This window comes from Pseudomonas sp. AC112, from assembly GCF_979253545.1.
Window position 1 is genome coordinate 857,579 of the sequence record NZ_CEEDCM010000001.1, and the last position, 23,007, is coordinate 880,585.

A 23,007-nucleotide genomic window follows, 5' to 3' on the forward strand; every position below is an offset into this window, starting at 1 on the left:
CTACTCCTTGGCCGCCAGATTCACCACACGGTTGGAGCGATCCACCGGCCGCACCTGCTGGCCTTCGTGGAGCACATGCACACCCGCAGCGATCACCCAATCGCTCGGGGCCAGGCCTTCCAGGACCGGGACGGATTTTTCACCAAAGGCGCCAATGCGCACCGGCACACGGGTGATGGAATTGTCCGGCTGCACGCGCCAGACGTAGGACGCACCGTTCTCCGCACTGAGGGCCGACAGCGGCACCGACAGCGGAACAACACCGTCGGCCTGTATGAACACGCGCGCGCTTTGGCCCAATTCGGCCGGGACCTTGCCACCGATGAATGCCACACGTGCGGCGAAGGTGCGCGACTTCGGATCGGCTGCCGGCGACAGCTCGCGAATGCGCCCGCTGAAGCGTTGATCGGGCTGGCTCCACAGCTCGACCGACACTGGCTGGCCGATCTTGAAGCGGCCAAAACCTTGCTCCGGCAAGCTGATCAGCACTTCACGCTCGCCATCGGTGGCCAGGGTAAATACGGTCTGGCCGGCAGACACCACTTGGCCGACTTCCACCGCACGCTTGGCAACCACCCCGTCCTGGGGCGCACGCAATACGGCATAGCCGGCCTGGTTGCTGGCCACGTCGAACTCGGCCTTGATCTGCTTGAGGCGTGCTTCACCGGATCTATAGAGGTTTTCGGAATTGTCGTACTGAGAGCGGCTGACCATCTGACGGTCCATCAGGGTCTTGTAACGGTCGCGTTCGGCCCGCACCAGGCTCAGGTTGGCCTCGGCGGCGGCGACTTGGGCTCGGGTCGCTTCCAGTTGCAGGCGCACGTCCTGAGGATCGAGTTCTGCCAGCGCCTGATTGGCCTTGACGCGTTCGCCCTCTTCCACCAGCCGCTTGCTGACTTTGCCGCCAATGCGAAAGGCCAGGTCCGGCTCAAAGCGGGCGCGCACTTCGCCGGGGTAGCTGTCCATCGACTGCGCAGAAGGCTGTGGCTGCACCACCATGGCCGGGCGGATGGTAATCTGGGCCGCTTCTTCATGGCCGCAAGCGGCCAACAGCAAGACCAAACTGACAGGCAAAGCAAAGGGCAGGAAAGTACTGCGCATGCTGTAGGACCTTTCGCAAGTAGAGCTAGGAATAATTATACTGGCGGGTATGGTATTAATACCAAACTCGCCAGTCCAGTATTAAAGGTGAAAATGTCCGACAATCCTGTAACCACCAATAGCCCCGGGCGCCCCAAGGACATGGCAAAACGCCAGGCAATCCTCGAAGCAGCGAAAAATCTGTTTTTGAGCAATGGCTACGCCAGTACCAGCATGGATGCGGTGGCACTGGAAGCCGGCGTGTCGAAACTGACCGTGTACAGCCACTTCAACGATAAAGAGACCTTGTTCACCGCCGCCGTGGTGGCCAAGTGCGAAGAACAACTGCCGGTGATGTACTTCGAGCTGCCCGCGGGCATGCCCGTGGAAACCGTGTTGTTGAACATCGCGCGGGGGTTTCATCGCCTGATCAACAGTGAGGAGTCGGTCAACCTGCATCGCCTGATGATGACCACCGGCAATCAGGACGTGAAACTCTCGCAGATCTTCTTCGAGGCAGGCCCGATGCGCATGTTGCAGGGCATGGAACGCCTGCTCAGCAAGATCGACCAGAGCGGCGCACTGAGCATCGACAAGCCCTTTACGGCGGCCGAGCATTTCTTCTGCCTGCTCAAGGGCACGGCGAACTTTTGCCTGCTGTATGGCTGCGGCGGGCAACTGAGTGAAGAAGCCGCCGAAGAACATGTGCAGGAGGTGGTGGGGTTATTTATGCGGGCGTATAGGGTTTAAAGACGGTCGTTGTGTGAACCAGCGCTATCGCCGGCAAGCCGGCTCCTACAGGGGGCAAGTGTTCCATTGTAGGAGCCGGCTTGAACGGCGATAAAGCCCTCAGCCCTTGAGTGCTTTCTTGGGATAGATGTCATACCGGCTGGACTTGCCATCCAGCGCATGGCTCGGCTTGGGCCCTTCGATGCACGGCGCCTTGCGCGGGCGCTTGACTACCACACGGTGGCTGGCCAGGGCCAGGGCGGCGGCCAACAGCGCCGGTGCATCTGGATCATCCCCCACCAGCGGCCGAAACAGGCGCATTTCCTTCTTCACCAGCGCAGTTTTCTCACGGTGCGGAAACATCGGGTCGAGGTAGATCACCTGCGGCGGCTCGCCTTCCCAATTGCGCATCACGTCAATGGAATTGCCCTTGAGCAGTCTCATGCGCGCCACGATCGGCGCCACCTCGAAATCATCCGCGCCACGCGCCAGCCCATCTTCAAGCAATGCGCCGATCAGCGGCTGACGCTCGATCAGGCTCATCTCGCAGCCCAGGCTCGCCAGCACGAAGGCGTCCTTGCCCAGACCGGCCGTGGCGTCCAGCACCCGTGGGCGCACGCCTTGGGCGATGCCGACGGCCTTGGCGATCATCTGCCCGCTGCCGCCACCATACAAACGCCGATGTGCCGCGCCACCTTCCACAAAGTCCACCCGCACCGGCCCAGGCGCATCAGGCCCGAGCTGTTGCAGCTGTAGGCCGTGCTCCCCCACTTGCAGGGAAAAGTCCGCATCCGCCACCTGCAACGGCAGCCCCAACAGAGACGCCCACTGCTCGGCGCGGGCCTTGAAACCGTCGCCCAAGGCCTCGACCTGTATGCGGCTGGCCGCTGGTTGTTCGCTCATCAATCGCTACGCTCAAAAATATTAAGGATCGGCAAATACCGGCCGATAAAAACAACAGTCAGGTATTTTGCCAGAGCTGAGCGTCGACCGAGAAAAATGTCAGACATTCTTCCCCTAACCATCGGTGTACTGCCGACCCACAACCACTACGGCCTGCGCAATACTCAAGCGCTGGCCGGGGTGAGTCATGTGTGGCAGGACTTCTTCGCCCGGGCGCTGGCCGAACAACTTGGCGATACACCGGACGCGCTCACCGTGCAGGCGCCGGCACCCGTGGACCCAGCGGTAGAACCGAGCGCCGGCGCCGACCTGTTGTCGCAGATTCTCACCCAGCGTGAGTGCGATGTGAAAGACACCGAAATCGCCCCACCTGAACCGCTGTTCCTGCCGATCGCCGAGCTCGAGACCGACTTGCTGCCACCGGCCGCCCCGCCGTTCCCCGAAGAAGAAATCGTCGCCCAGCAGCGCCAGCAGAATTTCGAAAGCGGCTGGGTGCGACCGATTGTGCTGACCGCCGGCCAACCGTTGCCAGAGCCAGGCCCCGCGCCGGAGCCACGCCCACTGCACCTGCCCATCGCCGAATTCGAACTGGACCTGCTGCCACCGGCTGCCACGCCGTACCCCACCGAAGAACTGGTGGCGCAACAAAAAGCCTTGGACTTCGATTACTACTGGGCGCGCCCGCTGGTCACCCAGAACCTGCGCCTGGCCGCCTGATACTCAGCGACACACCCACCAACGCCCCATATCCAGATGGAAATGGTTGCGGTGCGCGGCGTTGTAGTCCGGGCTCAGCACCACGTTGAAATCATCGCAGGCACTGTCGCGGACCTGACGCAGGAACCGCGCCTTATCGCCCTCCCCCGACCAATCCTTGAGCACGCTGATACTGCGCCCGTCCGCCAGGCGAAAACCGGCGATGTCCAATGCATTGGCCGACGCATGCTGGCTGAGTCGCCCTTCGGCGCGGTTGTAGATATTGCGGCAGGCAAAGCTGCCCAGATGATCGACCCGCGTCACCGCCTGGCCGAACACCGCTTGGGCCGCTGGCTGCAGGCTATGGCGCTCAAACAGGGCGAACGCCACCGCCAGCGGGCAACTGGCAAGGAAGCTGCTGCTCAGCCCCACCGCAGCGCCCTGCACGCGCAAGGTATTGCGCAAGGGGCACGCGGCCTCCGCCGGCGAGTCCGCCTGATGGCTGACGCGCAGGCCCGAGGTTTCCAGCACCTGGTCGCACAGCGTCGGGTCATCCTGCAGGCGCCCCAGCTTGTAGCGGGTCAAGAAGTTGGGGTTGGCGCGCACGTCCAGCGGTGCCCATGGGTTCCAATCGGCCGGCAGTGGCACCCATCCACGCCAGACACCCACGGCAACGGCAGCCGCCAGGATCAGCAACACGCCCATCACTTTGAAAAAGCGCACCGCTTAGTCCTTGAAGAACTGGTTGGCCTGGCTGAACGGCATTTTGCGCTCGGTGAAGGTGAACGTGCCCAGTTCATACACTTCCTGGGCTGCGCGATAGAACTCACCATAGGCGGCCAGCGCCAGGGCCGAGCCAACGCTGATGCGCCGCACACCCATCGCGCTGAGTTGCGCGACGCTCAGGTTCAAGCCGCCGGACATCAATACGTTCACCGGCTTGGGCGCTACCGCCTTGACCACCGCCAGCACTTCCTCGGCACTGCGCAGGGCCGGCGCATACAGCACGTCGGCACCGGCTTCGGCATAGGCTTGCAGGCGGCGGATGGTGTCGGGCAAATCCAGGCGACCATGCAGGAGGTTTTCCGCACGGGCCGTCAGGGTGAATGGGAATGGCAGGCTGCGCGCGGCAGCCACCGCGGCTTCTACACGCTCGACGGACAGGTCGAAAGGATAGATCGGGTCAGCGGCAATGCCCGTGGCGTCTTCAATGGAGCCACCGACAATGCCGGTGGCGGCGGCACGCAGGATGGTCTGGGCGCAGCCTTCGGGAGTGTCGCTGAAGCCGTTTTCCAGGTCCGCCGCCACCGGCAACGTTGTGGCCTTGGCGATCAAACTGGCATTGATCAACGTGTCTTCCAGCGACAGCGCCCCTTCTGCATCTGGCCGCGCCAGGCTGAACGCGTAGCCCGCACTGGTGGTGGCGAGGGCTTCAAACCCCAGGCTGGCCAGCATCACGGCAGAGCCTGCATCCCACGGGTTGGGCATCACGAACGCGCGGTCACGCTCATGCAAGGCCTTGAAGGTTTCGGCGCGAAGGGTTTGGGCATCCATGTCGGGCTCCTGGCGGGAAAAGGAGCTCTAGAGTAACCCCAGTTGCTCCGCTTCGGGGGCTCGATCCAAGGTCGGCAGCGGCGGCAGGCCCGGTAGACGCGCCATCAACTGGTCGTGAAACCGCAGCGCCAATTGTGCCGCGAGGCGGTTATCCGAGGTGTGCAGGAACACGTAGGGGGTGCGGCCTTCTTCGATCCACCCGGCGACTTTTTCCACCCACGGCACCAGGAATCGGTCGTTGGCTTCCAGTTCGGGATGACCGATAAAACGCACTTGGGGAAACTGCGTCAGGGCCGCCGGCCGGGTTGGCACCTTGGGCTTTTTCGATTGGGCGTGCAGCACGGCGGCTGACGTGGACGTGCAACTGAACAACGCGCGCGGGTCCAGGCAGATGCGCTCCACGCCCCGGTCCCGTAACAAGCGGTTAAGCATGCGCTCGGCGTCGCCTTTGGCGAAGAATTCCGAATGACGCACTTCCACCGCCATGGGCCGCTCCACGCCATCAATGAAGCCTGCCAACTCCCCCTGACGCTGCGGTGTGAACGTCGCGGGCAGTTGCAACCATAGCGGGGATACGCGCGCGCCCAGGGGACTCATCAAGCCCACAAAGCTTTGCGCAGCCGGCAGTTGCTCAATCAGGTTGCCACCGTGGCTGATATCACCGGGAAACTTGGCCGTGAAACGGAAATCGTCGGGCATGATTTCAGCCCAGCGTTGCACCGTGGCGGCCGAGGGTCGGGCATAGAACGTGGTGTTGCCTTCAACGGCGTTGAAGACCTGGGAGTAGAGCGCGAGGTAGTCGCTGGAACGGGCATCGGCGGGGTACAGGTACTCGCGCCAGGCATTTTCACTCCAGGACGGGCAACCGAGGTAGTAAGGCAGACGCATCAGATGTGGATGTCGAGACCCAGCACTTCCATATCCCATTCGACAAAACCGGCGGTGGTCAGGTAGCTGGCCAGGGCGGTGGCGACGCTTTTGCTCATGGAGCGCGGGAAGACCATGTCTTGCTGACGGGCGGGAAGACCGCTTATACGAGCTTGAGCGTTGGCCTGCGCATCGGCCTGGACGTCGATGAAATCCGGTGAATCCTCGACCGACTCGTCTACCGTGACGTTCGCCTTACGTGGCTTGCGTTTGATTGGGTAAGACTGTGAGGAAAAGCCATCAATACGCATGGGCGCGAACTCGCTATCAGTAATGGCATTTTGGCAGCATCGTCCATGGTGCGCAAATGCTCTGGTGATAACTAGAACACATAATTTGAAAAAGGTTTAAAACCCGGGGCAAATTCTGACGATTGGTGAACTTAGCCCCAAATTGCCATCATTTTTGACGTCAAATAATCCCGCGCTCGGCCTTGGTCTGAGCCACTTTATCGCGCAGGTACACAGGCGCTGCCTGATCTGCGGGAATCGCCTCACCGCGTCCGAAGGCGAAGCGCGCGAGGGTCAACAAGTCTTCAGCGTGAGGCAACATCGTCGCGTCCTGGCCCACCAAGGGCACAGCGATACGCTCGCCATAACCCCAACCGGTGCCAGCACCGAACCAGTCACCGCTGGCATCGTCCGGCAGTACCGACGCTTGCGGTGGCTGCACGGCTTCCACACCCACCAGGCGCATCTCGCCCGCCGTTTCGCGGTAGCAGCCCCAATAGACTTCATCCATTCGCGCATCGATGGCCGCCGCCACCTGGTGGGCACCGTGTTCACGCAAGGCGCGCTGGGCCAGCACGGCAAGGTTGGACACCGGCAACACCGGACGCTCCAACGCGAATGCCAGGCCCTGCACCACGCCGATGGCGATGCGCACACCGGTAAATGCACCCGGGCCACGGCCGAAGGCGATGGCATCCACTGCCGCCAAAGTGGTCCCTGCGTCTTCGAGCAGTTGCTTGATCATGGGCAACAGCTTCTGCGCGTGCAGGCGCGGAATCACCTCGTAGTGGCTCGTTACCTTGCCATCGTGCAGCAGGGCAACGGAGCAAGCTTCAGTCGCGGTGTCCAGGGCCAGCAGGGTGCTCATCGGTGTGGGTGTCCAAGTCGAAAAAAAGTGCGCCAGTATAAACAACAACGGCCCGCAAGCGGGCCGTTATCCATGAAGCCAGTCGAGGGATCAGCTCAGTGCTTGCAGCACTTTGGCAGTGATCGCTTCAACCGAGCCGACGCCAGGAATGTGGCTGTACTTCGGCTTGCCCTGGGCAGCGGACAGCTTCTGATAGAAGTCCACCAGCGGCTTGGTCTGGGAATGGTAGACCGACAGGCGATGACGCACGGTTTCTTCGGTGTCGTCTTTACGCTGCACCAGGTCTTCGCCGGTCACATCGTCCTTGCCTTCCACTTTAGGCGGGTTGTAGACAGTGTGGTACACGCGGCCCGAGGCTTCGTGAACGCGACGACCGGCAATGCGCTGGACGATCTCTTCATCTTCCACCGCGATTTCAACCACGGCATCCAACTCGACGCCGGCCTTCACCAGGGCTTCAGCCTGGGGAATTGTGCGTGGGAAGCCGTCGAACAGGAAACCGTTCTTGCAGTCTTCCTGGCTGATGCGTTCCTTGACCAGGTTGATGATCAAGTCATCGGAAACCAGGCCACCGCTGTCCATCACGCTCTTGGCGATCAGGCCCAGCTCGGTACCAGCCTTGACGGCCGCACGCAGCATGTCGCCGGTGGAGATTTGTGGAATGCCGAATTTTTCAGTGATGAACTTTGCCTGAGTACCTTTACCGGCCCCGGGAGCTCCCAGCAGAATGACGCGCATCGATGTGCTCCTCAATTTTTTATAGAGATGACGCTCGGATTCGCCGCGGGGGGCCAATCGCGTAAAAATAGAATTCGGGCCGCCCAAACGGCCAAAGGCTGATCAAGATACACAGCAGGCCTTAAGCACACAAGCCGCCAAAAGTCGCAGGAACCCGCGCCGTGCATGCGTCATAGGTAGGGTGTGCCTGGGTGCAACCCGGCCCTGTAAACGTTGACCGCCCCTTTCAGGGCGGTCGTCGTGGTTGGCTTGCAAGCCGTTGAGAACACGCAAAAAACCCTAGCCGGTGTTACGCAAACCGGCGGCAATACCGGCCACGGAGACCAGCAGCGCCTGTTCCAGAGGGCTGTCCTGTGCCGCTTCCTGCTGGCGCGAGCGGGCCAGCAACTCGGCCTGCAACAGGTGCAAGGGGTCGAGGTAGGTGTTGCGCAGGCGGATAAACTCCAGGGTATCAGGGCTATGGGCCAGCAGTTGCGACTGGCCGGTCAGGCCAAGCACCACGCTGCACGCCTGCGACAATAGGTCGCGCAGATGCACGCCCAATGGCAGCAGGTCGGGCTGCACCAGGCGCTCGTCATACAGGCGCGCGATGTCGGCATCCGCCTTGGCCAGCACCATTTCCAGCATGTCGATGCGGGTACGGAAGAACGGCCACTGCTCGCGCATTTGCCCCAGCAGCTCGCCTTCGCCGCGCTCCAAGGCCTTGCTCAGTGCCGCTTCCCAGCCGAGCCAGGCGGGCAGCATCAAGCGGGTCTGGGTCCAGCCGAAAATCCACGGGATCGCGCGCAGGCTCTCAATACCGCCCGCCCGACGCTTGGCGGGGCGACTGCCCAACGGCAAGCGGCCCAGTTCCTGTTCCGGGGTGGACTGACGGAAATACTCGACGAACTGCGGATTTTCCCGCACCACGGCGCGATAGGCGCTGACACCGTCCGCTGCCAATTCGTCCATCAAATGGCGCCAAGCCGGCTCGGGCGGCGGCGGAGGCAAGAGCGTCGCCTCCAATACAGCGGCCAGGTAAAGGTTGAGGTTCTGCTCGGCGATATCCGGCAAACCGAACTTGAAGCGGATCATTTCGCCCTGTTCGGTGGTGCGGAAGCGCCCCGCCACCGAACCCGGCGGCTGCGACAGGATCGCCGCGTGCGCCGGGCCGCCGCCACGGCCCACGGTGCCTCCGCGACCGTGGAACAACAGCAGTTCCACTTGTTGCTCGCGGCAAATGTCCACCAGGCGCTCCTGCGCCCGGTATTGCGCCCAGGCGGCGGCGGTCGTGCCGGCATCCTTGGCCGAGTCCGAATAGCCGATCATCACTTCCTGCGGCCCCTGCAAACGCGCGCGATAGCCCGGCAGCAGCAACAATTGCTCGATCACCGGGCCGGCGTTGTCCAGGTCGGCCAGGGTCTCGAACAGCGGCACCACGCGCATTGGCCGTTGCACGCCCGACTCTTTAAGCAGCAGTTGTACCGCCAACACGTCCGACGCCGCACCCGCCATGGAGATGACGTACGAGCCCAACGATGCAGCGGGGGCAGCGGCCACTTCCTTACAGGTGTTGAGTACTTCGGCGGTGTCGGCCGAGGGTTTGAAGTAGCTCGGCAGCAGCGGTCGACGATTGGCCAGTTCCTTCATCAGGAAGCTGATACGCGCCGCTTCGTCCCAGTCTTCGTAACGACCGAGGCCGAGGTAATCGGTGATTTCAGTCATGGCGGCCGAATGACGGCTGGAGTCCTGGCGCACATCCAGGCGCACCAGGAACAGACCGAACGTCACTGCACGCCGCAGGCAGTCGAGCAGAGGGCCATCGGCGATCACGCCCATGCCGCACTCGTGCAACGACTGGTAGCACAGCTCCAGCGGCTCCAGCAGGTCGCGGTTGTTCTGCAGCACTTCGCCAGGCGCGGGCGTGCTGCTGCTCAGCGCCGTGTGGGCCCATTGGCGCGTGGCCCGCAGGCGTTCGCGCAATTGCTTGAGCACGGCGCGATAGGGTTCGACGCTGTCGCCGACCTTGGCCTGCAATGCCGGGCTGGCTTGCTGCATCGACAGCTCGGAAGCCAGGTGGTCGATGTCGCGCAGGTACAGGTCGGCCGCCATCCAGCGCGCCAGCAACAACACTTCCCGGGTGACCGGCGCGGTGACATTCGGGTTGCCGTCACGGTCACCGCCCATCCACGACGCAAAGCGGATCGGTGCGGCCTCCAGGGGCAAGCGCAGGCCGGTGGCGGCGTGCAGCGCCTGGTCAGCCTTGCGCAGGTAGTTGGGGATCGCGTGCCACAGCGAATGCTCGATCACCGCGAAGCCCCATTTGGCTTCGTCCACCGGCGTAGGTCGAGTGCGGCGGATTTCTTCGGTGTGCCAGGCTTCGGCGATCAAGCGTTGCAGGCGCTGGCGGATCTGCTCGCGCTCTGCGTTGGTGAGGTCGCGGTGATCCTGGGCCGCAAGTTGTGCGGCGATGGCATCGTATTTCTGGATCAGGGTGCGGCGCGCCACTTCAGTAGGGTGGGCGGTGAGGACCAGTTCGATCTCCAGGCGCCCCAACTGGCGGGCCAGGGATTCGTTGCTGTGGCCTTCGGCTTGCAGGCGCGCCAGCAGCTCAGGCAATACGCGGGATTCAAAGGGCGCCGGTTGCGACTCATCGCGCCGGTGAATCAGTTGGTACTGCTCGGCGATGTTGGCCAGGTTGAGGAACTGGTTGAAGGCCCGGGCGACGGGCAGCAGTTCGTTTTCCTGCAGCTGATTCAGACGGGAGCTCAGCTCATCCCCCGCCGCCTTGTCGGAAATGGCTCCGCGGCGGTCAGCCTTGGCGCCTTTGCGGATCTGCTCGATCTTGTCGAGAAAATCATCGCCGTACTGGTCTCGAATGGTGTTGCCCAACAGCTCACCCAGCAGGTGAACATCCTCACGCAAGCGTGCATCGATATCACTCATCAGCCAATCTCCAGCCAGAAATCCGGGACGCGCAGGTCTGCCAGAGTGCCGCCAGCATCGTTTTATGACAAGACTTTAAACCTTGTGAGTTGCAGCTAGTCTCAACACTGAGTCGCCTGTGTTTATCCATACACGCGACTGGTCACTCATCACTGCCTGCCATCGCGGGCTCCATTGAGGTTGCCATGAAAATCCGAGAACTGGCCCAGCATTGGGAAGAGAACGCCAAGGGTCGCTTGACCAAGACCGAGTACGCCATCCACTTGGACGTGGAGTCTGCCGCGAGGCTGGCGGCCATTGCCGAAATGTACCCCAAGCGCCAAACCGAAGAATTGCTCGGCGAGCTGATCGGCGCCGCCCTTGAAGAGCTGGAAGCCAGCTTTCCCTACATCAAGGGCCAGCAGGTGGTCGCCACCGACGAAGAGGGGGACCCGCTGTATGAAGATGTCGGCCCCACCCCGCGCTTTTTGACGCTGTCGCGACGCTATCTGCATGATATGTCGGCCAGCAGCGACGAACAGAAACACTGAAGCCACTCCAGCAAAACCCTTGTACGCCGGGCCCTTCGCGGGCCAGGCGTACCGCTGCGCAACGCAGAAGTTCCAACTTTTTCACCCTGACCAATCAGTCAGATATTTTTTTAGGCAAATCGCCATCTTCTCTGAACTTTTGAAAAAAGCCTCCGGTCACAGCCAGTAAGCCATCACTTGGAACGGTCGTTTTAAAGGGCAATTTGTGCTTTACCGCCAAGGCCCCTACCGCTGACCAGTGACATGGATTTTGATGTATTTCAGGAGTTATCCAATGGAGTTGAAGACGATGAAGACCAGCACTGCCAAATCCTCGTTTAACCATCTGCGCGGGCTCAAATTGGCCGCGCTGGCAATCGGCACCAGCTTCGTTCTGGCAGGTTGCGCCGGTAACCCGCCGACCGAGCAGTACGCGGTGACCCAGTCCGCAGTGAACAGCGCTGTCAGCGCCGGCGGCACCGAGTACGCGGCTGTAGAAATGAAGTCGGCCCAGGACAAGCTCAAGCAAGCCGAGATTGCCATGCACGACAAGAACTACGACGAAGCCCGCCGCCTGGCTGAACAAGCCGAGTGGGACGCTCGCGTCGCAGAGCGCAAATCCCAGGCCGCCAAGGCTGAACAAGCTGTGAAGGATTCCCAGAAGGCTGTTGATGAGCTGCGTAAGGAAGGCATGCGCCCGGCTGCTATCCAGCAGAAGTAAGACGCACCCCTTGACCGCATCGCACCTGATATCGAATTGAAAGGACGACACGACTATGCGTAAACAATTGATGATCCCTGCCCTGCTGGCGATGAGCGTTGCACTGGCGGCCTGCTCCACCCCGCCTAACGCGAACCTGGAAAACGCACGGACCAACTTCTCGGCCCTGCAGACCAACCCGCAAGCCACCAAGCTGGCGGCACTGGAAACCAAGGACGCCAGCGAATGGCTGGACAAGGCTGACAAGGCCTACCGCGACAAGGAAGACGAGAAGAAAGTCGACCAGTTGGCTTACCTGACCAACCAGCGCGTTGAAGTGGCCAAAGACACCATCGTGCTGCGCGAATCCGAAGCCAAGCTGAAAAATGCCGGCGACGAACGTGCCCGTGCCCTGCTGGACGCCCGTGATGCACAGATCAAGCAACTGCAAGACAGCCTGAATGCCAAGCAGACCGATCGCGGTACCCTGGTAACGTTCGGTGACGTGCTGTTCGCCACTAACAAGTCCGACTTGAAATCCAGCGGTCTGGTGAACATCACCAAACTGGCTCAGTTCCTGCGCGACAACCCGGACCGTAAAGTGATCGTCGAAGGCTACACCGACAGCACCGGTTCCGACGCTTACAACCAGAGCCTGTCCGAGCGTCGCGCGTCTTCCGTGCAACGTGCACTGGCTCAGCAAGGCGTGGACATTTCGCGCATCGTGACCCAGGGTTATGGCAAGGAATACCCGGTTGCCGATAACGGTAGCGTATCGGGCCGCGCCATGAACCGCCGCGTTGAAGTGACCATCTCCAACGACAACCAACCGGTCAAGCCACGGTCTTCCGTCGCTAACTGATCGTTTGCTGCAAAAAAAAGCCCCGCCTGGATAGGCGGGGCTTTTTCGTTGTGTCTGACGCCAGGCGAAAGCCCTTCAGCACGTTATAACTGATTTAATTAGTATAGTAACCTGCTGTACGATTGCCGTTCTGCCCCGAATTAATGTAACTGCTAAAGCCCCCGGAGTTACCGTTATTGCCATAGTTACCATAATTGCTATGGCTACCGTGACGATGGGGTGAAGTCACCCGCAGCCCATATATCTCATTTCCATTCTGCCCATGATTTTCATAGCGACTATGTGCGCCACCATTTCCGTTATTGCCATAGTTACCATGATTGCCGTTATCACCGCCGCCATACCGGCTGCCCCACACACGTTGCTCGGCCGCAGGCCTCCAAGCCTGTTCATCGGGATAACGTGAGTAAAATGCATTGCGGTATTCATAGTGCGAGGCTAATAGCTGAGTCATCTTGACACCCTCTCTATTCCAGTAGGCTGATGGATTACACGTTCGCAATATAATAAGCGGCACTGTTCAGTCCGAATTACATCACCCCCCTTAATTGGTGCGTTATTGGCAACCGGTTCATTTCGAATATTCTAGAAAATAAGTCAACGTTTGAAAGGGTGCGCCACTGCTTCAGGGCTGATTACGTTGCGTCAGGCCATTACGGGAGGGCCCGGCGCCCGCAGCGATTCGATGATGACCGTTTATTCCGTGGTTGGTATAACCACTGTGACTCCCGCTGTTACCGTTATTTCCGTAGTTACCAAAATTGCCGTTATTCATGCTGCCATGGCCGCTATTGACATGCACACCCACTTGAGCTGATTTCACATCACTGACGCTCACATAGTGAATGTTGAAGATGTAGTTGTTATGGGTGACTGCAAGCGGCCGCTTCGATTCCAGCGGCTGACGCCAAGGTGCTCGCCCCATGTGCTGGGCTATCCCGCGATTCGGCGCTTGAATGCCGGCATACCTGGGCCGCTGGCTCGGTTGATAACTGGGGTAATGGCTTGTGTTGCCGCCACGGCTCCAGCCCATACTCTGTCCCGTGACAACGTTCCATGCCGTGGACATGGTCGTGAGGGTGTTCATGACTGCCGTGTTCATCAACGAGTCCAATCTCATCGCTATCCTCCAAATGTAATTTCCCACGCGCCGGATTTAATCTCCTGACCGATAGCAGTGGTCTCCCGCCCCTATCAGTTCCGTGCGGTATACCTTGGTAATAAATGATGGAGTGGCGCGACCCGCTTTCTCACTGGTACTGATGGATCAATTGGGCAGAAATAAAAAACCCACCAGAAGCGGTGGGTTTTTTCACGTTTAGAATTTGATCGGAGACTTGTCGGTCTCGACACCTGCATACCCAGGCTTCTCTTTGGCCTGCTCCTCCGGATCCTTGTGCGCACGCTCGGCGGCGCCCCCGCCAAGTGCTTCAACCAGCTCCTGCATCCTGGACATTTCCAACCACCTGTCTATCGCACTTATCTCACCCAACTTGACCATGACTCTCCCCTGGCTGGCGGTCCGCGACGACCCATCACGAACGTTGACGAGCCATTGAGTGGTCGGTCAGGCAAAACGGTTCCAAATATTTCAGACGCGATTCGCCCGGATCACTGCTGGAGTTGTGGTGTCTCCTGCCCCATGCACCGCACCGCCTGTTTCTTGTTATTCACCAGCACACCGCTCAGGCCTTTCTGCTCGGTGTCGAACATCACCAGCACGCCGTCGACACACTGTGCCACTTGCGCAGCCGGGGTCAGGGAGATCTTGTAGTCCTCGCCTGGCACGGTCTTGAGCAGGGTGAAATCGCTGAGCAGCAACGCATCTTCCGGCTTGGCAAAGTGCAGGTAGCCGTAGTACCACAGGCAACCGACGGTACCGATGATGGTGCCGATGCCGGTAAGGATCAGCGGGATCATGTTGCGTTCTTCGCTCATTGCGGGCTCTCTGATGAATCAACGTTAGGAACGGGGTAATTCGGAATTTCGCCCAGGCGACGCAAACCGTTGAAGTGTTGCGGATCATCCAGGTAGCGCAGCATCACGGTTTGCCAGGTCTTGTCGGCAAAGGTCTGCACATGCCCGCCTCGGGTCAGTTGCAACACCCTGGGTGGCGGCGCGGCCTGGTACAGGCGGATGCCGTTGGCCACGGGCACGATCGGGTCATCCAGGCTGTGGAACAACAGCTTCGGCACACCGGTCAGCTGGGGCATGGCATGGATTGCACTGTCGGCGTCCGGGACCAGCCAGGACAGCGGCACCTGAAACGGCCATGTTAACCACGAGGTGCTCAGGGCGAATTGTCCTACGTCACGATAACTGGCAGGCACGCCGTCCAGCACCAGCGCCTTGAGCTGGGCTTGGCGTTCCGGGTGAGCGGCCAGGTAGTGCACCGCCAATGCACCGCCCAAGCTTTGGCCCAGCACGATCAGCGGCTGGCCTTGGGTTTCAGGGGCCTTGTCGATCCAGCTGAATGCCGCCTCTACATCCTGATAGATCGCGGGTAACGAGGGCTTGCCTTCCGACAAGCCATAACCGCGATAGTCCAGCAGCAACACTTGGTAGCCTTGCTCAGGCAACCACCAACTGCCACCGAGGTGCCAGGCCAGATTACCGCCGTTGCCATGCAGGTGCAGCACCGTACCCTTGAGCGGCACACCGGGTTTGGCCGGCAACCACCAAGCATGCAGCTTCACCCCATCGGCGGTGGTCAGGGTGACGTCGCGATAGGGCAGGTGGGCTTTTTCCGGCGTGAATGGCAGGCCGGGCTCGGGGTAAAACAGCAGCGAGCTGCAGCCGTTCAATGTGAGTAGCAGGCAAAGAATGCCGAGGATTCTCATCCGTTGAAACCTCGCAATTGAGTGGAACAAACGATCTCAAGATCACCAAAAAACCTGTAGGAGCCAGCTTGCCGGCGATGCGGGCGACTCGGTCCGATGCCGTATCGAGGTGATGCCATCGCCGGCAAGCCGGCTCCTACGGGTTGAGCGGTGTTTACAGGATATTCGAGTAATCCGCCTCGATCCGGTCCAGGCTCAAGTGGTTGAGGAAGTTGGAGAAGCACATCCACGCCGCCAGCGCGTTCATGTCGCGGAACTGCTCGGGCAGGTACTTGGGCGGCACCACCAGGCCTTCATCGACCAGTTGGCGCAGGGTGCGCATGTCTTCCAGGGTGGTCTTGCCGCAGAACAGCAACGGCACTTGTTCCAGCTTGCCTTTGCGCACGGCGAGCTGGATGTAGTTGTAGACCATGATAAAGCCCTTGAGGTAGGACAGATCCTTGGTAAACGGCAGACCGGTCGGCACCGAGCCACGGAATACGCGACTGGCGTTGCCATAGCTTTCGGCCATCTCAAAGCCTTGCTCGCGGAAGAACTCGAACACCTGCAAGAAGTCGGCGCCCTCTTCCACCATGTGGATAGCGCGGGTGCGGTTGGTCAGCTTGCGCAGGCGACTCGGGTAGGAGGCGAAGGTGATGATCTCCATCAGGATCGCCAGGCCTTCCTGGGTCACGGTGGACGACGGCGGGCCCTTGGACAGGAAGGTGCAGATCGGCTGGTTCTGGCCATTGAGGGTGGTGCCCACGTGCACCAGGCCCTCATGCACTTCCAGGGCGCGGACGTCGCGGTCGTTGAACATCGCGTCGGCGCGGATCTTGATGTAGTCGGCACCCGCCGCGGCGTCGGCGACGATACCGTCGGATTCGAACACGCGGATGGTTTCTTCGGCCTCGCCGAACACCTTGTTCAGGCGAGTTTGCAGCAAGGCAACGGCGTCCTTGGCGGTGAGGGTCTTGGCCTCATCCTTCAAGTCGCCACGGCCATCGATGTTGTTCAGGTAGTCGGACAGCATCAGCCCCAGGTCGGCCAGGGTCGGGTCGCCGGCGTGAAACGCATCGGAGGCCGCGCCGTACAGCTCCTGGGAAATCAGGCCGAAATCCTCGGTGCCGCGCGCTTCGAGCATGCGCACCACCATGCGGTATTCCTTGCACATGCGGCGCATGATCTGCCCCACCGGGCTGAACTGGCCGAGGCGGCGGGTGATGTCGCGCTCGATGTTCTGGAACTCCAGCTTCACCGCGCTGGAGTCGAAGGACAGTGGCCGATTGAGGTAGTAGTCGCGGCTCACCGCCGGCATTTCCTTGCCCTTGGCCTTGAGGAATCCCTGGCGGATGTTTTCGTCCCACTTCACGGCGTCGAGGACGCGAATCGGTGTTTGCGCCAGCACAATGCGATCAGACAAGGTGCGTATCGTCTGCTGGTAATCGTCCACCCGGTGCTTCCCCTTTAAACGTTATTTGCCCGCGCGCCGGTAGCGCACGGCTTCCACGAATACATCGGCATTGGCCGGGTCATCCAGGTACGCAAACACCTGGTCCAGAGGGCTGTCCACCAGCACACCGGCGCCTTCGACGGTTTGCACAGTACTGCCATGCAGTGACTTTTGGCCTATCGCTTGATGGATCTGCTCAAGGTCGAGGTTGTAGAGCACCAATTCGTGCTTTTCGTCGATTTCAAACCCCGCGAGGATGAAATGCCCACCCAGCTTGGCCGGCAACGGCGCCGACAGGTACCAGCGATCGCCATGGCGCGACACACTGAACAGGTACTCATCACGCTGCTGCGGCTTGGCTGTAGGGTAGCTTACGGCTTTGTAGCGGTGTTCACCGACGCGCGTGATTCGCAGGTTGAGCGGCTCGCCCCAGGCGTTCTTGCTCGACCACTGGCCCAGCAGGGCTGGCGGTGCGGCTTCATGGGCCGGCAGCGGGTCCTTGAAGGTCACCAGGCAACCGCTGAGCAGTAGGAACGACAAGGCGATTACAACCCTACGCCAGGTTTTCATTGGACATCCCCCGGTGTCAGACCGAGGCCAACACCAAATGCATGTAACGCTTGAGGATCTCAAGCATCTCTTCACCGGTCAAAGGCTCTGCGCCGCCCAGCAGGCCCTGATATTCCATCCGACTGATTATCGCCGTCAACACTTTGGCATCCTGCTGTGGCTCACGGGAGCCCAACACCTGGAAAAACTGCCCCGTGCCCTGCAACAGAATCTGCTGGTGGGAGCGCACTAGTTCCGCCAGGCGTGGGTTGAGCAAGGCTTCCTGGCGGAACGCCTGCTCGGCCATCAGGTGTTCACGACGATTGGTGAGTTGGCGCTGCACGTAGTCGGCGGTCAGCCGTGCGATGTCATCGGCCAGTTGCGAGCGTGACTGCGGGCTGCCATCACCGTAGGCGACCATTTCACGCAGCAGGCCCTCGTTACGCACCCACAGCTTGCCCATGAAGGCGGCGCTGCGCTCGACGTATTGGGCGAAGGTATCGGTGAGCAGGTCATCGATGTCCTTGAAATAGTAGGTAGTGGCTGACAAGGGCACCCCCGCCTCCGCCGCCACCGCGCGATGGCGCACGGCCCGCACGCCGTCACGCACCACAATGCGCATGGCCGCATCGAGAATGTCTTGCCTGCGCTGCTCACTGCCCCGACGGCTGGCCTTGCGGCCCTGGTACTGGACGCTTTCAGCCACGGCAGCAGCAATGCCGGCGGCGCCTTCTTGAGCCATTACGCGGTTCACGACACACATCCTTGAAAAGATCAAAACCTGGCGCTGTTTGCTTGACGCTTATAGACGCCCCATAAAAAAGCCGCCTTATAAAAGGCGGCTTCGGATTTCGCTACAGTTACGCTTGTGGCCGCATGTGCGGGAACAAGATCACGTCGCGGATCGACGGCGAGTTGGTCAGCAGCATCACCAGGCGGTCGATGCCGATCCCTTCACCGGCGGTTGGCGGCATGCCGTATTCCAGGGCACGCACGAAGTCAGCGTCGTAATGCATGGCTTCGTCGTCGCCGGCGTCCTTGTCAGCCACCTGGGCCATGAAGCGCTCGGCCTGGTCTTCCGCATCGTTAAGCTCGGAATAAGCGTTTGCGATTTCACGGCCACCGATGAACAGCTCGAAGCGGTCGGTGACGTTCGGGTTGTCATCGTTGCGACGGGCCAGCGGCGACACTTCGAACGGGTATTGGGTAATGAAGTGCGGCTGCTCCAGCTTGTGCTCGACCAGCTCTTCGAAAATCATCACCTGCAATTTGCCCAGGCCTTCGAAGCCCAGCACCTTGGCACCGGCTTTCTTGGCGATCGCACGGGCCTTGTCGATGTCGTTCAGGTCGTCGGCGGTCAGCTCAGGGTTGTACTTGAGGATCGAGTCGAATACCGACAGGCGCACGAATGGCTCGCCGAAGTGGAACACCTTGTCGCCGTACGGCACATCAGTGCTGCCCAGGACCAACTGCGCCAGTTCGCGGAACAGTTCTTCGGTGAGGTCCATGTTGTCTTCGTAGTCGGCGTAGGCCTGGTAGAACTCCAACATGGTGAATTCAGGGTTGTGACGAGTCGAAACACCTTCGTTACGGAAGTTGCGGTTGATCTCGAACACTTTCTCGAAGCCGCCAACCACCAGGCGCTTGAGGTACAGCTCCGGCGCGATACGCAGGAACATTTCCATGTCCAACGCATTGTGGTGGGTTTCGAACGGCTTGGCTGCGGCACCACCGGGGATGGTTTGCAGCATCGGCGTTTCCACTTCCAGGAAGTCACGCTGCATCAGGAAGCTGCGGATGTGGGCGATGACTTGCGAACGCACGCGGAAGGTCTGGCGCACGTCTTCGTTGACGATCAGGTCAACGTAGCGCTGGCGATAGCGCTGTTCGGTGTCGGTCAGGCCGTGGTGCTTGTCCGGCAGCGGGCGCAGGGATTTGGTCAGCAGGCGCACGTTGGTCATTTCGACGTACAGGTCGCCCTTGCCGGAACGGGCCAGGGTGCCTTCGGCGGCAATGATGTCGCCCATGTCCCAGGTTTTCACCGAGGCCAGGGTTTCTTCGGACAGGGTCTTGCGGTTGACGTAGACCTGAATGCGACCGGTCATGTCCTGGATCACCATGAACGAGCCACGGTTGAGCATGATGCGACCTGCCACCTTGACCGGGATCGCAGCCTCTGCCAGCTCTTCCTTGGTCTTGTCCGCGTACTGCTTCTGCAAGGCATCGCAGTAGTTTTCGCGGCGGAAGTCGTTGGGGAAGGCATTGCCCTTGGCGCGCTCGGCAGCAAGCTTTTCCTTGCGCAGGGCGATCAGGGAGTTTTCTTCCTGTTGCAGGGCCTGGTCGAGTTGTTGGTCGCTCATGTCTTTAAATATTCCATCGGGTTCGTTGTCCCCGGCTAAGGCCGGGGATCGCCGGCAAACCGGCTCCTACAGGGATCGCGGTTTGTCAGCGTATTACAGGCCGGATTTCAGGCTGGCTTCCAGGTATTCGTCGATATCGCCGTCGAGCACCTTGTCGCAGTCGCTGCGTTCGATGTTAGTGCGCAGATCCTTGATCCGCGACGCATCGAGCACATAAGAGCGGATCTGGTGACCCCAGCCGATATCCGACTTGGTGTCTTCCAGCGCCTGGGACGCGGCGTTGCGTTTCTGCATTTCCTGCTCGTACAACTTGGCCCGCAGCATTTTCATGGCGGTGTCCTTGTTGGCGTGCTGGGAACGTTCGTTCTGGCAGCTGACCACGGTGTTGGTCGGTACGTGGGTGATACGTACGGCCGAGTCGGTGGTGTTTACGTGCTGACCACCGGCACCGGAGGAGCGGTAGGTGTCGATACGCAGGTCGGCCGGGTTGATCTCGATCTCGACCTTGTCGTCGATCTCTGGCGAGACAAACACCGCAGAGAACGAGGTGTGGCGACGGTTGCCGGAGTCGAACGGGCTCTTGCGCACCAGGCGGTGCACGCCGATCTCGGTGCGCAACCAGCCAAAGGCGTATTCACCCTTGATATGCACGGTCGCGCCCTTGATACCGGCGACTTCACCGGCGGACAGTTCCATGATGGTCGCTTCGAAACCGCGCTTGTCAGCCCAGCGCAGGTACATGCGCAGCAGGATGTTGGCCCAGTCCTGGGCCTCGGTGCCGCCGGAACCGGCCTGGATGTCCAGGTAGGCGTTGTTCGGGTCCATTTCGTGGCTGAACATGCGGCGGAATTCAAGCTTGGCGAGGTTTTCCTCGAGACGGGCCAGCTCGGCGACGACATCGCCCACTGCGCCTTCGTCGTTTTCTTCGACGGCCATGTCCAGCAGGTCACGGCAATCGGCCAGACCGGTGTTCAGTTCGTCGAGGGTATCGACGATCTGCGCCAGCGCAGCGCGCTCGCGGCCCAGTTCCTGGGCGTATTCAGGTTTGTTCCAGACACTCGGATCTTCAAGCTCGCGATTGACTTCGGTCAGACGCTCATGCTTTTGATCGTAGTCAAAGATACCCCCGAATAGTTTCGGAGCGCTCGGACAGGTCCTTGATGGTGTTAAGGATCGGGTTGATTTCCATGGCGGGCAGCACTCGTTGGCGAACTTTTGAAAGCCGGCGAGTATAACGGGAAATGGGGGGGAGCGGCAGTCCGCTGGGCGAAAAGGCGTGGAGTTGGATTGGGTTATACGGGGGACATATCCATTCCTGCGGTCACGGCTGCTATTGGTTCCGCTCTTACAGCGGCTCACTTTTGAAGAGCGCAAAAGTAAGCAAAACGCTCTTGCCCCAACACTCGGCACCTCGCCTAGGCTCGGTGTGCCCGTAATCCGACAGTGATTTGGGGGGCCGCCGCCACGCGCCATCCATGGCGCGGGGCGGCTAAACCGGCATCCCTGCCGGTTTACCCCCCAAATCCCTGTCGAATTCCGGCCAGCGTGTTTGACGGGGCGCCTAAGATCAAAATCAAAAGCAAAAGCACAGCGGCCTGACAGCCGGCTTGAGTGGTGTAGAGCAAAGGCAAACGCGGTCCTGTAGGAGCCGGCTTGCCGGCGATGGTCTTCAACGATGACGCCGGGGCACCAGACAAAACGCGGCGATCTCACGTTTTTCGCCGGCAAGCCGGCTCCTACAGGGACCGCGTATCTACGATGCGAAGCGAGTCGCTCTTGATCTTGATCTGAGGCGCCCCGTTAAACACGCTGGCCGAACGCAGGCTTGAATCCGTGGGTAACCCGGCAGGACGCCGGGTTAGCCGTCCTGGGCCAAGGATGGCCCATGACGGCGGCCCACGGATTCAAGCCGGAGTGAGGGCACACCGAGCCTAGGCGAGGTGCCGAGTGTTGGGGCGAAGCGTTTTTGGTTACTTTTTGCGCTCTTCAAAAAGTGACCCGCTGTAAGAGCGGAACCAATACCAGCCGTGACCGCAGCAACGGATATGTACACAGCAGCGCTAAGCCCTACTCAATCCCCACCTGATTCCGCCCATTGTGCTTAGCCGTATACAACCCCTTATCCGCCGCCAATATCAGTTGCCGACAATCCGTCCCCTGCACCGGCGTCATAGTCGACAACCCAATGCTAATAGTAAGGCTGGCCCCCTCAGTCGGCGCGTTATGCGGAATTTTCAGCGCCGCCACCGCCATCCGCAGCTTTTCAGCCACCAACCGCGCCCCGCCCGGCGAGGTATTAGGCAGAACCAGTGCAAACTCCTCACCGCCGTAGCGCGCCGGCAAATCCGAAGGCCGACTGCTAGCCTCTCGGATGGTCGCCGCCACCTTGCGCAACGCCTCGTCACCTTCGACATGCCCAAAGCTATCGTTGTAGGTCTTGAAGAAATCCACATCAATCATCAACAACGACAACTGAGTCTGGTCACGCATGGCACGACGCCATTCCAGTTCCAGGTATTCGTCAAAGTGGCGACGGTTAGACAGCCCGGTGAGGCCGTCGGAGTTCATCAACCGTTGCAGCACCAGGTTGGTGTCCAACAATTGCTGCTGGCTGACCCGCAGCGCGCGGTACGCCGCATCCCGTTGCAACAGGGTCATGTAGGAGCGCGAGTGATAGCGGATACGCGCCACCAGTTCGATGTTGTCCGGCAGCTTGACCAAGTAATCGTTGGCCCCCGCCGAGAACGCCGCGCTCTTGATCAGCGGGTCTTCCTTGGTGGAAAGCACGATGATCGGAATGTTCTGCGTGGCCGGATGGTTGCGGTATTCGCGTACCAGGGTCAGGCCGTCAAGGCCAGGCATCACCAGGTCCTGCAGGATAACAGTCGGCTTGATACGGATCGCCTGGGCGATGGCCTGGTGGGGATCGGCGCAGAAATGGAAGTCGATGTTTTCTTCATGGGCCAGGCCACGCCGCACGGCTTCGCCGATCATGGCCTGGTCGTCGACCAGCAACACCATGGCGGCGTTTTCGTCGGTCTTGATGTCGTCGATCTGTAAATCATTCATGTGCAGTCACCTGAATTACTGCCTGCAAGCCGGTGC

General features: G+C 60.5%; 25 protein-coding genes. 5 read left to right on the forward strand and 20 right to left on the reverse strand.

Going from position 1 to position 23,007, the window contains the following annotated elements; all coding sequences use genetic code 11:
* Window positions 1-1,101 (reverse strand): efflux RND transporter periplasmic adaptor subunit, encoded by a 1,101-nt coding sequence (locus AC0IYN_RS04120; RefSeq protein ID WP_406598367.1) that lies wholly within the window; start codon window positions 1,099-1,101, stop codon window positions 1-3.
* A gap of 93 nt (window positions 1,102-1,194) precedes the next feature.
* Between AC0IYN_RS04120 and AC0IYN_RS04125 the strand changes: the two genes are divergently transcribed.
* A complete protein-coding gene (locus AC0IYN_RS04125) occupies window positions 1,195-1,830 on the forward strand; it encodes a TetR/AcrR family transcriptional regulator (protein ID WP_457248224.1) in 636 nt (211 codons plus the stop codon).
* A gap of 99 nt (window positions 1,831-1,929) precedes the next feature.
* On the opposite strand, the gene AC0IYN_RS04130 is transcribed toward AC0IYN_RS04125, so the two are convergent.
* On the reverse strand, window positions 1,930-2,712 hold the full coding sequence (locus tag AC0IYN_RS04130; protein ID WP_406598369.1) for a class I SAM-dependent methyltransferase: 783 nt from the start codon (window positions 2,710-2,712) through the stop codon (window positions 1,930-1,932).
* Window positions 2,713-2,808: 96 nt separating this feature from the next.
* Here AC0IYN_RS04130 and AC0IYN_RS04135 point away from each other — a divergent pair, with 96 nt between their 5' ends.
* Window positions 2,809-3,429: an energy transducer TonB gene (locus AC0IYN_RS04135; protein ID WP_457267508.1), complete on the forward strand. Its 621-nt coding sequence runs from the start codon at window positions 2,809-2,811 to the stop codon at window positions 3,427-3,429.
* A 3-nt stretch (window positions 3,430-3,432) separates the two neighbouring features.
* Here the strand turns inward: AC0IYN_RS04135 and AC0IYN_RS04140 are convergent, their stop codons facing one another.
* From AC0IYN_RS04140 to ppc, 7 genes are all read right to left on the reverse strand, one after another.
* A complete protein-coding gene (locus AC0IYN_RS04140; RefSeq protein ID WP_471840616.1) occupies window positions 3,433-4,131 on the reverse strand; it encodes an extensin-like domain-containing protein in 699 nt (232 codons plus the stop codon).
* A 3-nt stretch (window positions 4,132-4,134) separates the two neighbouring features.
* Window positions 4,135-4,962 (reverse strand): isocitrate lyase/PEP mutase family protein, encoded by an 828-nt coding sequence (locus AC0IYN_RS04145; protein WP_457240139.1) that lies wholly within the window; start codon window positions 4,960-4,962, stop codon window positions 4,135-4,137.
* A 27-nt stretch (window positions 4,963-4,989) separates the two neighbouring features.
* On the reverse strand, window positions 4,990-5,850 hold the full coding sequence (locus tag AC0IYN_RS04150) for a DUF72 domain-containing protein (RefSeq protein ID WP_471840619.1): 861 nt from the start codon (window positions 5,848-5,850) through the stop codon (window positions 4,990-4,992).
* Window positions 5,850-6,140 carry a hypothetical protein gene (locus AC0IYN_RS04155; protein ID WP_457248226.1) on the reverse strand — a complete coding sequence of 97 codons (291 nt, stop codon included), beginning with the start codon at window positions 6,138-6,140 and terminating at the stop codon, window positions 5,850-5,852. Before AC0IYN_RS04155 ends, AC0IYN_RS04150 begins: the two co-directional genes overlap by 1 nt.
* A gap of 160 nt (window positions 6,141-6,300) precedes the next feature.
* Complete coding sequence (gene tsaB, locus AC0IYN_RS04160; protein ID WP_406598374.1) at window positions 6,301-6,987, reverse strand: tRNA (adenosine(37)-N6)-threonylcarbamoyltransferase complex dimerization subunit type 1 TsaB; 687 nt, start codon at window positions 6,985-6,987, stop codon at window positions 6,301-6,303.
* Between the two features lie 90 nt (window positions 6,988-7,077).
* The gene (gene adk / locus AC0IYN_RS04165) at window positions 7,078-7,725 is read right to left on the reverse strand and encodes an adenylate kinase (protein WP_010212617.1); all 648 of its coding nucleotides are present in this window, start codon (window positions 7,723-7,725) and stop codon (window positions 7,078-7,080) included.
* Between the two features lie 279 nt (window positions 7,726-8,004).
* On the reverse strand, window positions 8,005-10,650 hold the full coding sequence (ppc, locus tag AC0IYN_RS04170) for a phosphoenolpyruvate carboxylase (RefSeq protein ID WP_406598375.1): 2,646 nt from the start codon (window positions 10,648-10,650) through the stop codon (window positions 8,005-8,007).
* A 185-nt stretch (window positions 10,651-10,835) separates the two neighbouring features.
* Here ppc and AC0IYN_RS04175 point away from each other — a divergent pair, with 185 nt between their 5' ends.
* The 3 genes from AC0IYN_RS04175 (at window position 10,836) to lptF (ending at window position 12,721) form a co-directional block, all read left to right on the forward strand.
* Window positions 10,836-11,180 carry a pilin assembly protein gene (locus tag AC0IYN_RS04175; protein ID WP_100491384.1) on the forward strand — a complete coding sequence of 115 codons (345 nt, stop codon included), beginning with the start codon at window positions 10,836-10,838 and terminating at the stop codon, window positions 11,178-11,180.
* 289 nt (window positions 11,181-11,469) lie between these two features.
* Window positions 11,470-11,880: a DUF4398 domain-containing protein gene (locus AC0IYN_RS04180; RefSeq protein WP_173390380.1), complete on the forward strand. Its 411-nt coding sequence runs from the start codon at window positions 11,470-11,472 to the stop codon at window positions 11,878-11,880.
* A 55-nt stretch (window positions 11,881-11,935) separates the two neighbouring features.
* Window positions 11,936-12,721 (forward strand): lipotoxin F family OmpA-related lipoprotein LptF, encoded by a 786-nt coding sequence (lptF, locus tag AC0IYN_RS04185; protein ID WP_406598376.1) that lies wholly within the window; start codon window positions 11,936-11,938, stop codon window positions 12,719-12,721.
* A 94-nt stretch (window positions 12,722-12,815) separates the two neighbouring features.
* Here the strand turns inward: lptF and AC0IYN_RS04190 are convergent, their stop codons facing one another.
* The 11 genes from AC0IYN_RS04190 to AC0IYN_RS04240 all read right to left on the reverse strand — a co-directional run bounded on the left by AC0IYN_RS04190 (window position 12,816) and on the right by AC0IYN_RS04240 (window position 22,971).
* Window positions 12,816-13,175: a hypothetical protein gene (locus AC0IYN_RS04190; RefSeq protein ID WP_406598377.1), complete on the reverse strand. Its 360-nt coding sequence runs from the start codon at window positions 13,173-13,175 to the stop codon at window positions 12,816-12,818.
* 171 nt (window positions 13,176-13,346) lie between these two features.
* Complete coding sequence (locus tag AC0IYN_RS04195) at window positions 13,347-13,823, reverse strand: hypothetical protein (RefSeq protein WP_406598378.1); 477 nt, start codon at window positions 13,821-13,823, stop codon at window positions 13,347-13,349.
* Between the two features lie 216 nt (window positions 13,824-14,039).
* Entirely contained in the window at window positions 14,040-14,177 is a 138-nt protein-coding gene (locus tag AC0IYN_RS04200; RefSeq protein ID WP_406598379.1) for a hypothetical protein, read from the reverse strand.
* A 155-nt stretch (window positions 14,178-14,332) separates the two neighbouring features.
* Complete coding sequence (locus AC0IYN_RS04205; RefSeq protein WP_069022076.1) at window positions 14,333-14,659, reverse strand: hypothetical protein; 327 nt, start codon at window positions 14,657-14,659, stop codon at window positions 14,333-14,335.
* A complete protein-coding gene (locus AC0IYN_RS04210; RefSeq protein ID WP_406598380.1) occupies window positions 14,656-15,561 on the reverse strand; it encodes an alpha/beta hydrolase in 906 nt (301 codons plus the stop codon). The genes AC0IYN_RS04205 and AC0IYN_RS04210 overlap by 4 nt, the downstream gene beginning before the upstream one ends.
* Window positions 15,562-15,715: 154 nt before the next feature.
* Window positions 15,716-16,993, reverse strand: coding sequence for a flavohemoglobin expression-modulating QEGLA motif protein (locus AC0IYN_RS04215; protein ID WP_010212629.1), 1,278 nt, complete (start codon window positions 16,991-16,993; stop codon window positions 15,716-15,718).
* Window positions 16,994-17,014: 21 nt separating this feature from the next.
* Window positions 17,015-17,563 carry a hypothetical protein gene (locus AC0IYN_RS04220; protein ID WP_471840623.1) on the reverse strand — a complete coding sequence of 183 codons (549 nt, stop codon included), beginning with the start codon at window positions 17,561-17,563 and terminating at the stop codon, window positions 17,015-17,017.
* A 16-nt stretch (window positions 17,564-17,579) separates the two neighbouring features.
* Window positions 17,580-18,296 (reverse strand): TetR/AcrR family transcriptional regulator, encoded by a 717-nt coding sequence (locus tag AC0IYN_RS04225; RefSeq protein WP_078047174.1) that lies wholly within the window; start codon window positions 18,294-18,296, stop codon window positions 17,580-17,582.
* Window positions 18,297-18,402: 106 nt separating this feature from the next.
* Window positions 18,403-19,902, reverse strand: a complete 1,500-nt coding sequence (gene lysS / locus AC0IYN_RS04230; protein ID WP_406598382.1) for a lysine--tRNA ligase — start codon at window positions 19,900-19,902, stop codon at window positions 18,403-18,405.
* 93 nt (window positions 19,903-19,995) lie between these two features.
* Window positions 19,996-21,091 (reverse strand): peptide chain release factor 2 gene (gene prfB / locus AC0IYN_RS04235; RefSeq protein ID WP_099493714.1). Its coding sequence is split into 2 segments (ribosomal slippage): window positions 19,996-21,018 and window positions 21,020-21,091, totalling 1,095 coding nucleotides; the frame shifts between segments, so codons are not numbered across the junction.
* A gap of 878 nt (window positions 21,092-21,969) precedes the next feature.
* On the reverse strand, window positions 21,970-22,971 hold the full coding sequence (locus AC0IYN_RS04240; protein WP_457239435.1) for a diguanylate cyclase: 1,002 nt from the start codon (window positions 22,969-22,971) through the stop codon (window positions 21,970-21,972).
* Window positions 22,972-23,007: the final 36 nt, after the last annotated feature.

Excerpts from the sequence above, each read along its gene's own strand:
- lptF (WP_406598376.1), top strand. The coding sequence starts at position 11,936 with ATGCGTAAACAATTGATGATCCCTGCCCTGCTGGCGATGAGCGTTGCA.
- AC0IYN_RS04205 (WP_069022076.1), bottom strand. The coding sequence starts at position 14,659 with ATGAGCGAAGAACGCAACATGATCCCGCTGATCCTTACCGGCATCGGC.
- AC0IYN_RS04145 (WP_457240139.1), bottom strand. The coding sequence starts at position 4,962 with ATGGATGCCCAAACCCTTCGCGCCGAAACCTTCAAGGCCTTGCATGAG.
- AC0IYN_RS04150 (WP_471840619.1), bottom strand. The coding sequence starts at position 5,850 with ATGCGTCTGCCTTACTACCTCGGTTGCCCGTCCTGGAGTGAAAATGCC.
- tsaB (WP_406598374.1), bottom strand. The coding sequence starts at position 6,987 with ATGAGCACCCTGCTGGCCCTGGACACCGCGACTGAAGCTTGCTCCGTT.
- AC0IYN_RS04210 (WP_406598380.1), bottom strand. The coding sequence starts at position 15,561 with ATGAGAATCCTCGGCATTCTTTGCCTGCTACTCACATTGAACGGCTGC.
- AC0IYN_RS04180 (WP_173390380.1), top strand. The coding sequence starts at position 11,470 with ATGAAGACCAGCACTGCCAAATCCTCGTTTAACCATCTGCGCGGGCTC.
- AC0IYN_RS04195 (WP_406598378.1), bottom strand. The coding sequence starts at position 13,823 with ATGAACACGGCAGTCATGAACACCCTCACGACCATGTCCACGGCATGG.
- AC0IYN_RS04135 (WP_457267508.1), top strand. The coding sequence starts at position 2,809 with ATGTCAGACATTCTTCCCCTAACCATCGGTGTACTGCCGACCCACAAC.
- AC0IYN_RS04190 (WP_406598377.1), bottom strand. The coding sequence starts at position 13,175 with ATGACTCAGCTATTAGCCTCGCACTATGAATACCGCAATGCATTTTAC.
- AC0IYN_RS04120 (WP_406598367.1), bottom strand. The coding sequence starts at position 1,101 with ATGCGCAGTACTTTCCTGCCCTTTGCTTTGCCTGTCAGTTTGGTCTTG.
- AC0IYN_RS04220 (WP_471840623.1), bottom strand. The coding sequence starts at position 17,563 with ATGAAAACCTGGCGTAGGGTTGTAATCGCCTTGTCGTTCCTACTGCTC.
- AC0IYN_RS04125 (WP_457248224.1), top strand. The coding sequence starts at position 1,195 with ATGTCCGACAATCCTGTAACCACCAATAGCCCCGGGCGCCCCAAGGAC.
- AC0IYN_RS04175 (WP_100491384.1), top strand. The coding sequence starts at position 10,836 with ATGAAAATCCGAGAACTGGCCCAGCATTGGGAAGAGAACGCCAAGGGT.
- AC0IYN_RS04200 (WP_406598379.1), bottom strand. The coding sequence starts at position 14,177 with ATGTCCAGGATGCAGGAGCTGGTTGAAGCACTTGGCGGGGGCGCCGCC.
- AC0IYN_RS04155 (WP_457248226.1), bottom strand. The coding sequence starts at position 6,140 with ATGCGTATTGATGGCTTTTCCTCACAGTCTTACCCAATCAAACGCAAG.
- adk (WP_010212617.1), bottom strand. The coding sequence starts at position 7,725 with ATGCGCGTCATTCTGCTGGGAGCTCCCGGGGCCGGTAAAGGTACTCAG.
- lysS (WP_406598382.1), bottom strand. The coding sequence starts at position 19,902 with ATGAGCGACCAACAACTCGACCAGGCCCTGCAACAGGAAGAAAACTCC.
- ppc (WP_406598375.1), bottom strand. The coding sequence starts at position 10,650 with ATGAGTGATATCGATGCACGCTTGCGTGAGGATGTTCACCTGCTGGGT.
- AC0IYN_RS04130 (WP_406598369.1), bottom strand. The coding sequence starts at position 2,712 with ATGAGCGAACAACCAGCGGCCAGCCGCATACAGGTCGAGGCCTTGGGC.
- AC0IYN_RS04240 (WP_457239435.1), bottom strand. The coding sequence starts at position 22,971 with ATGAATGATTTACAGATCGACGACATCAAGACCGACGAAAACGCCGCC.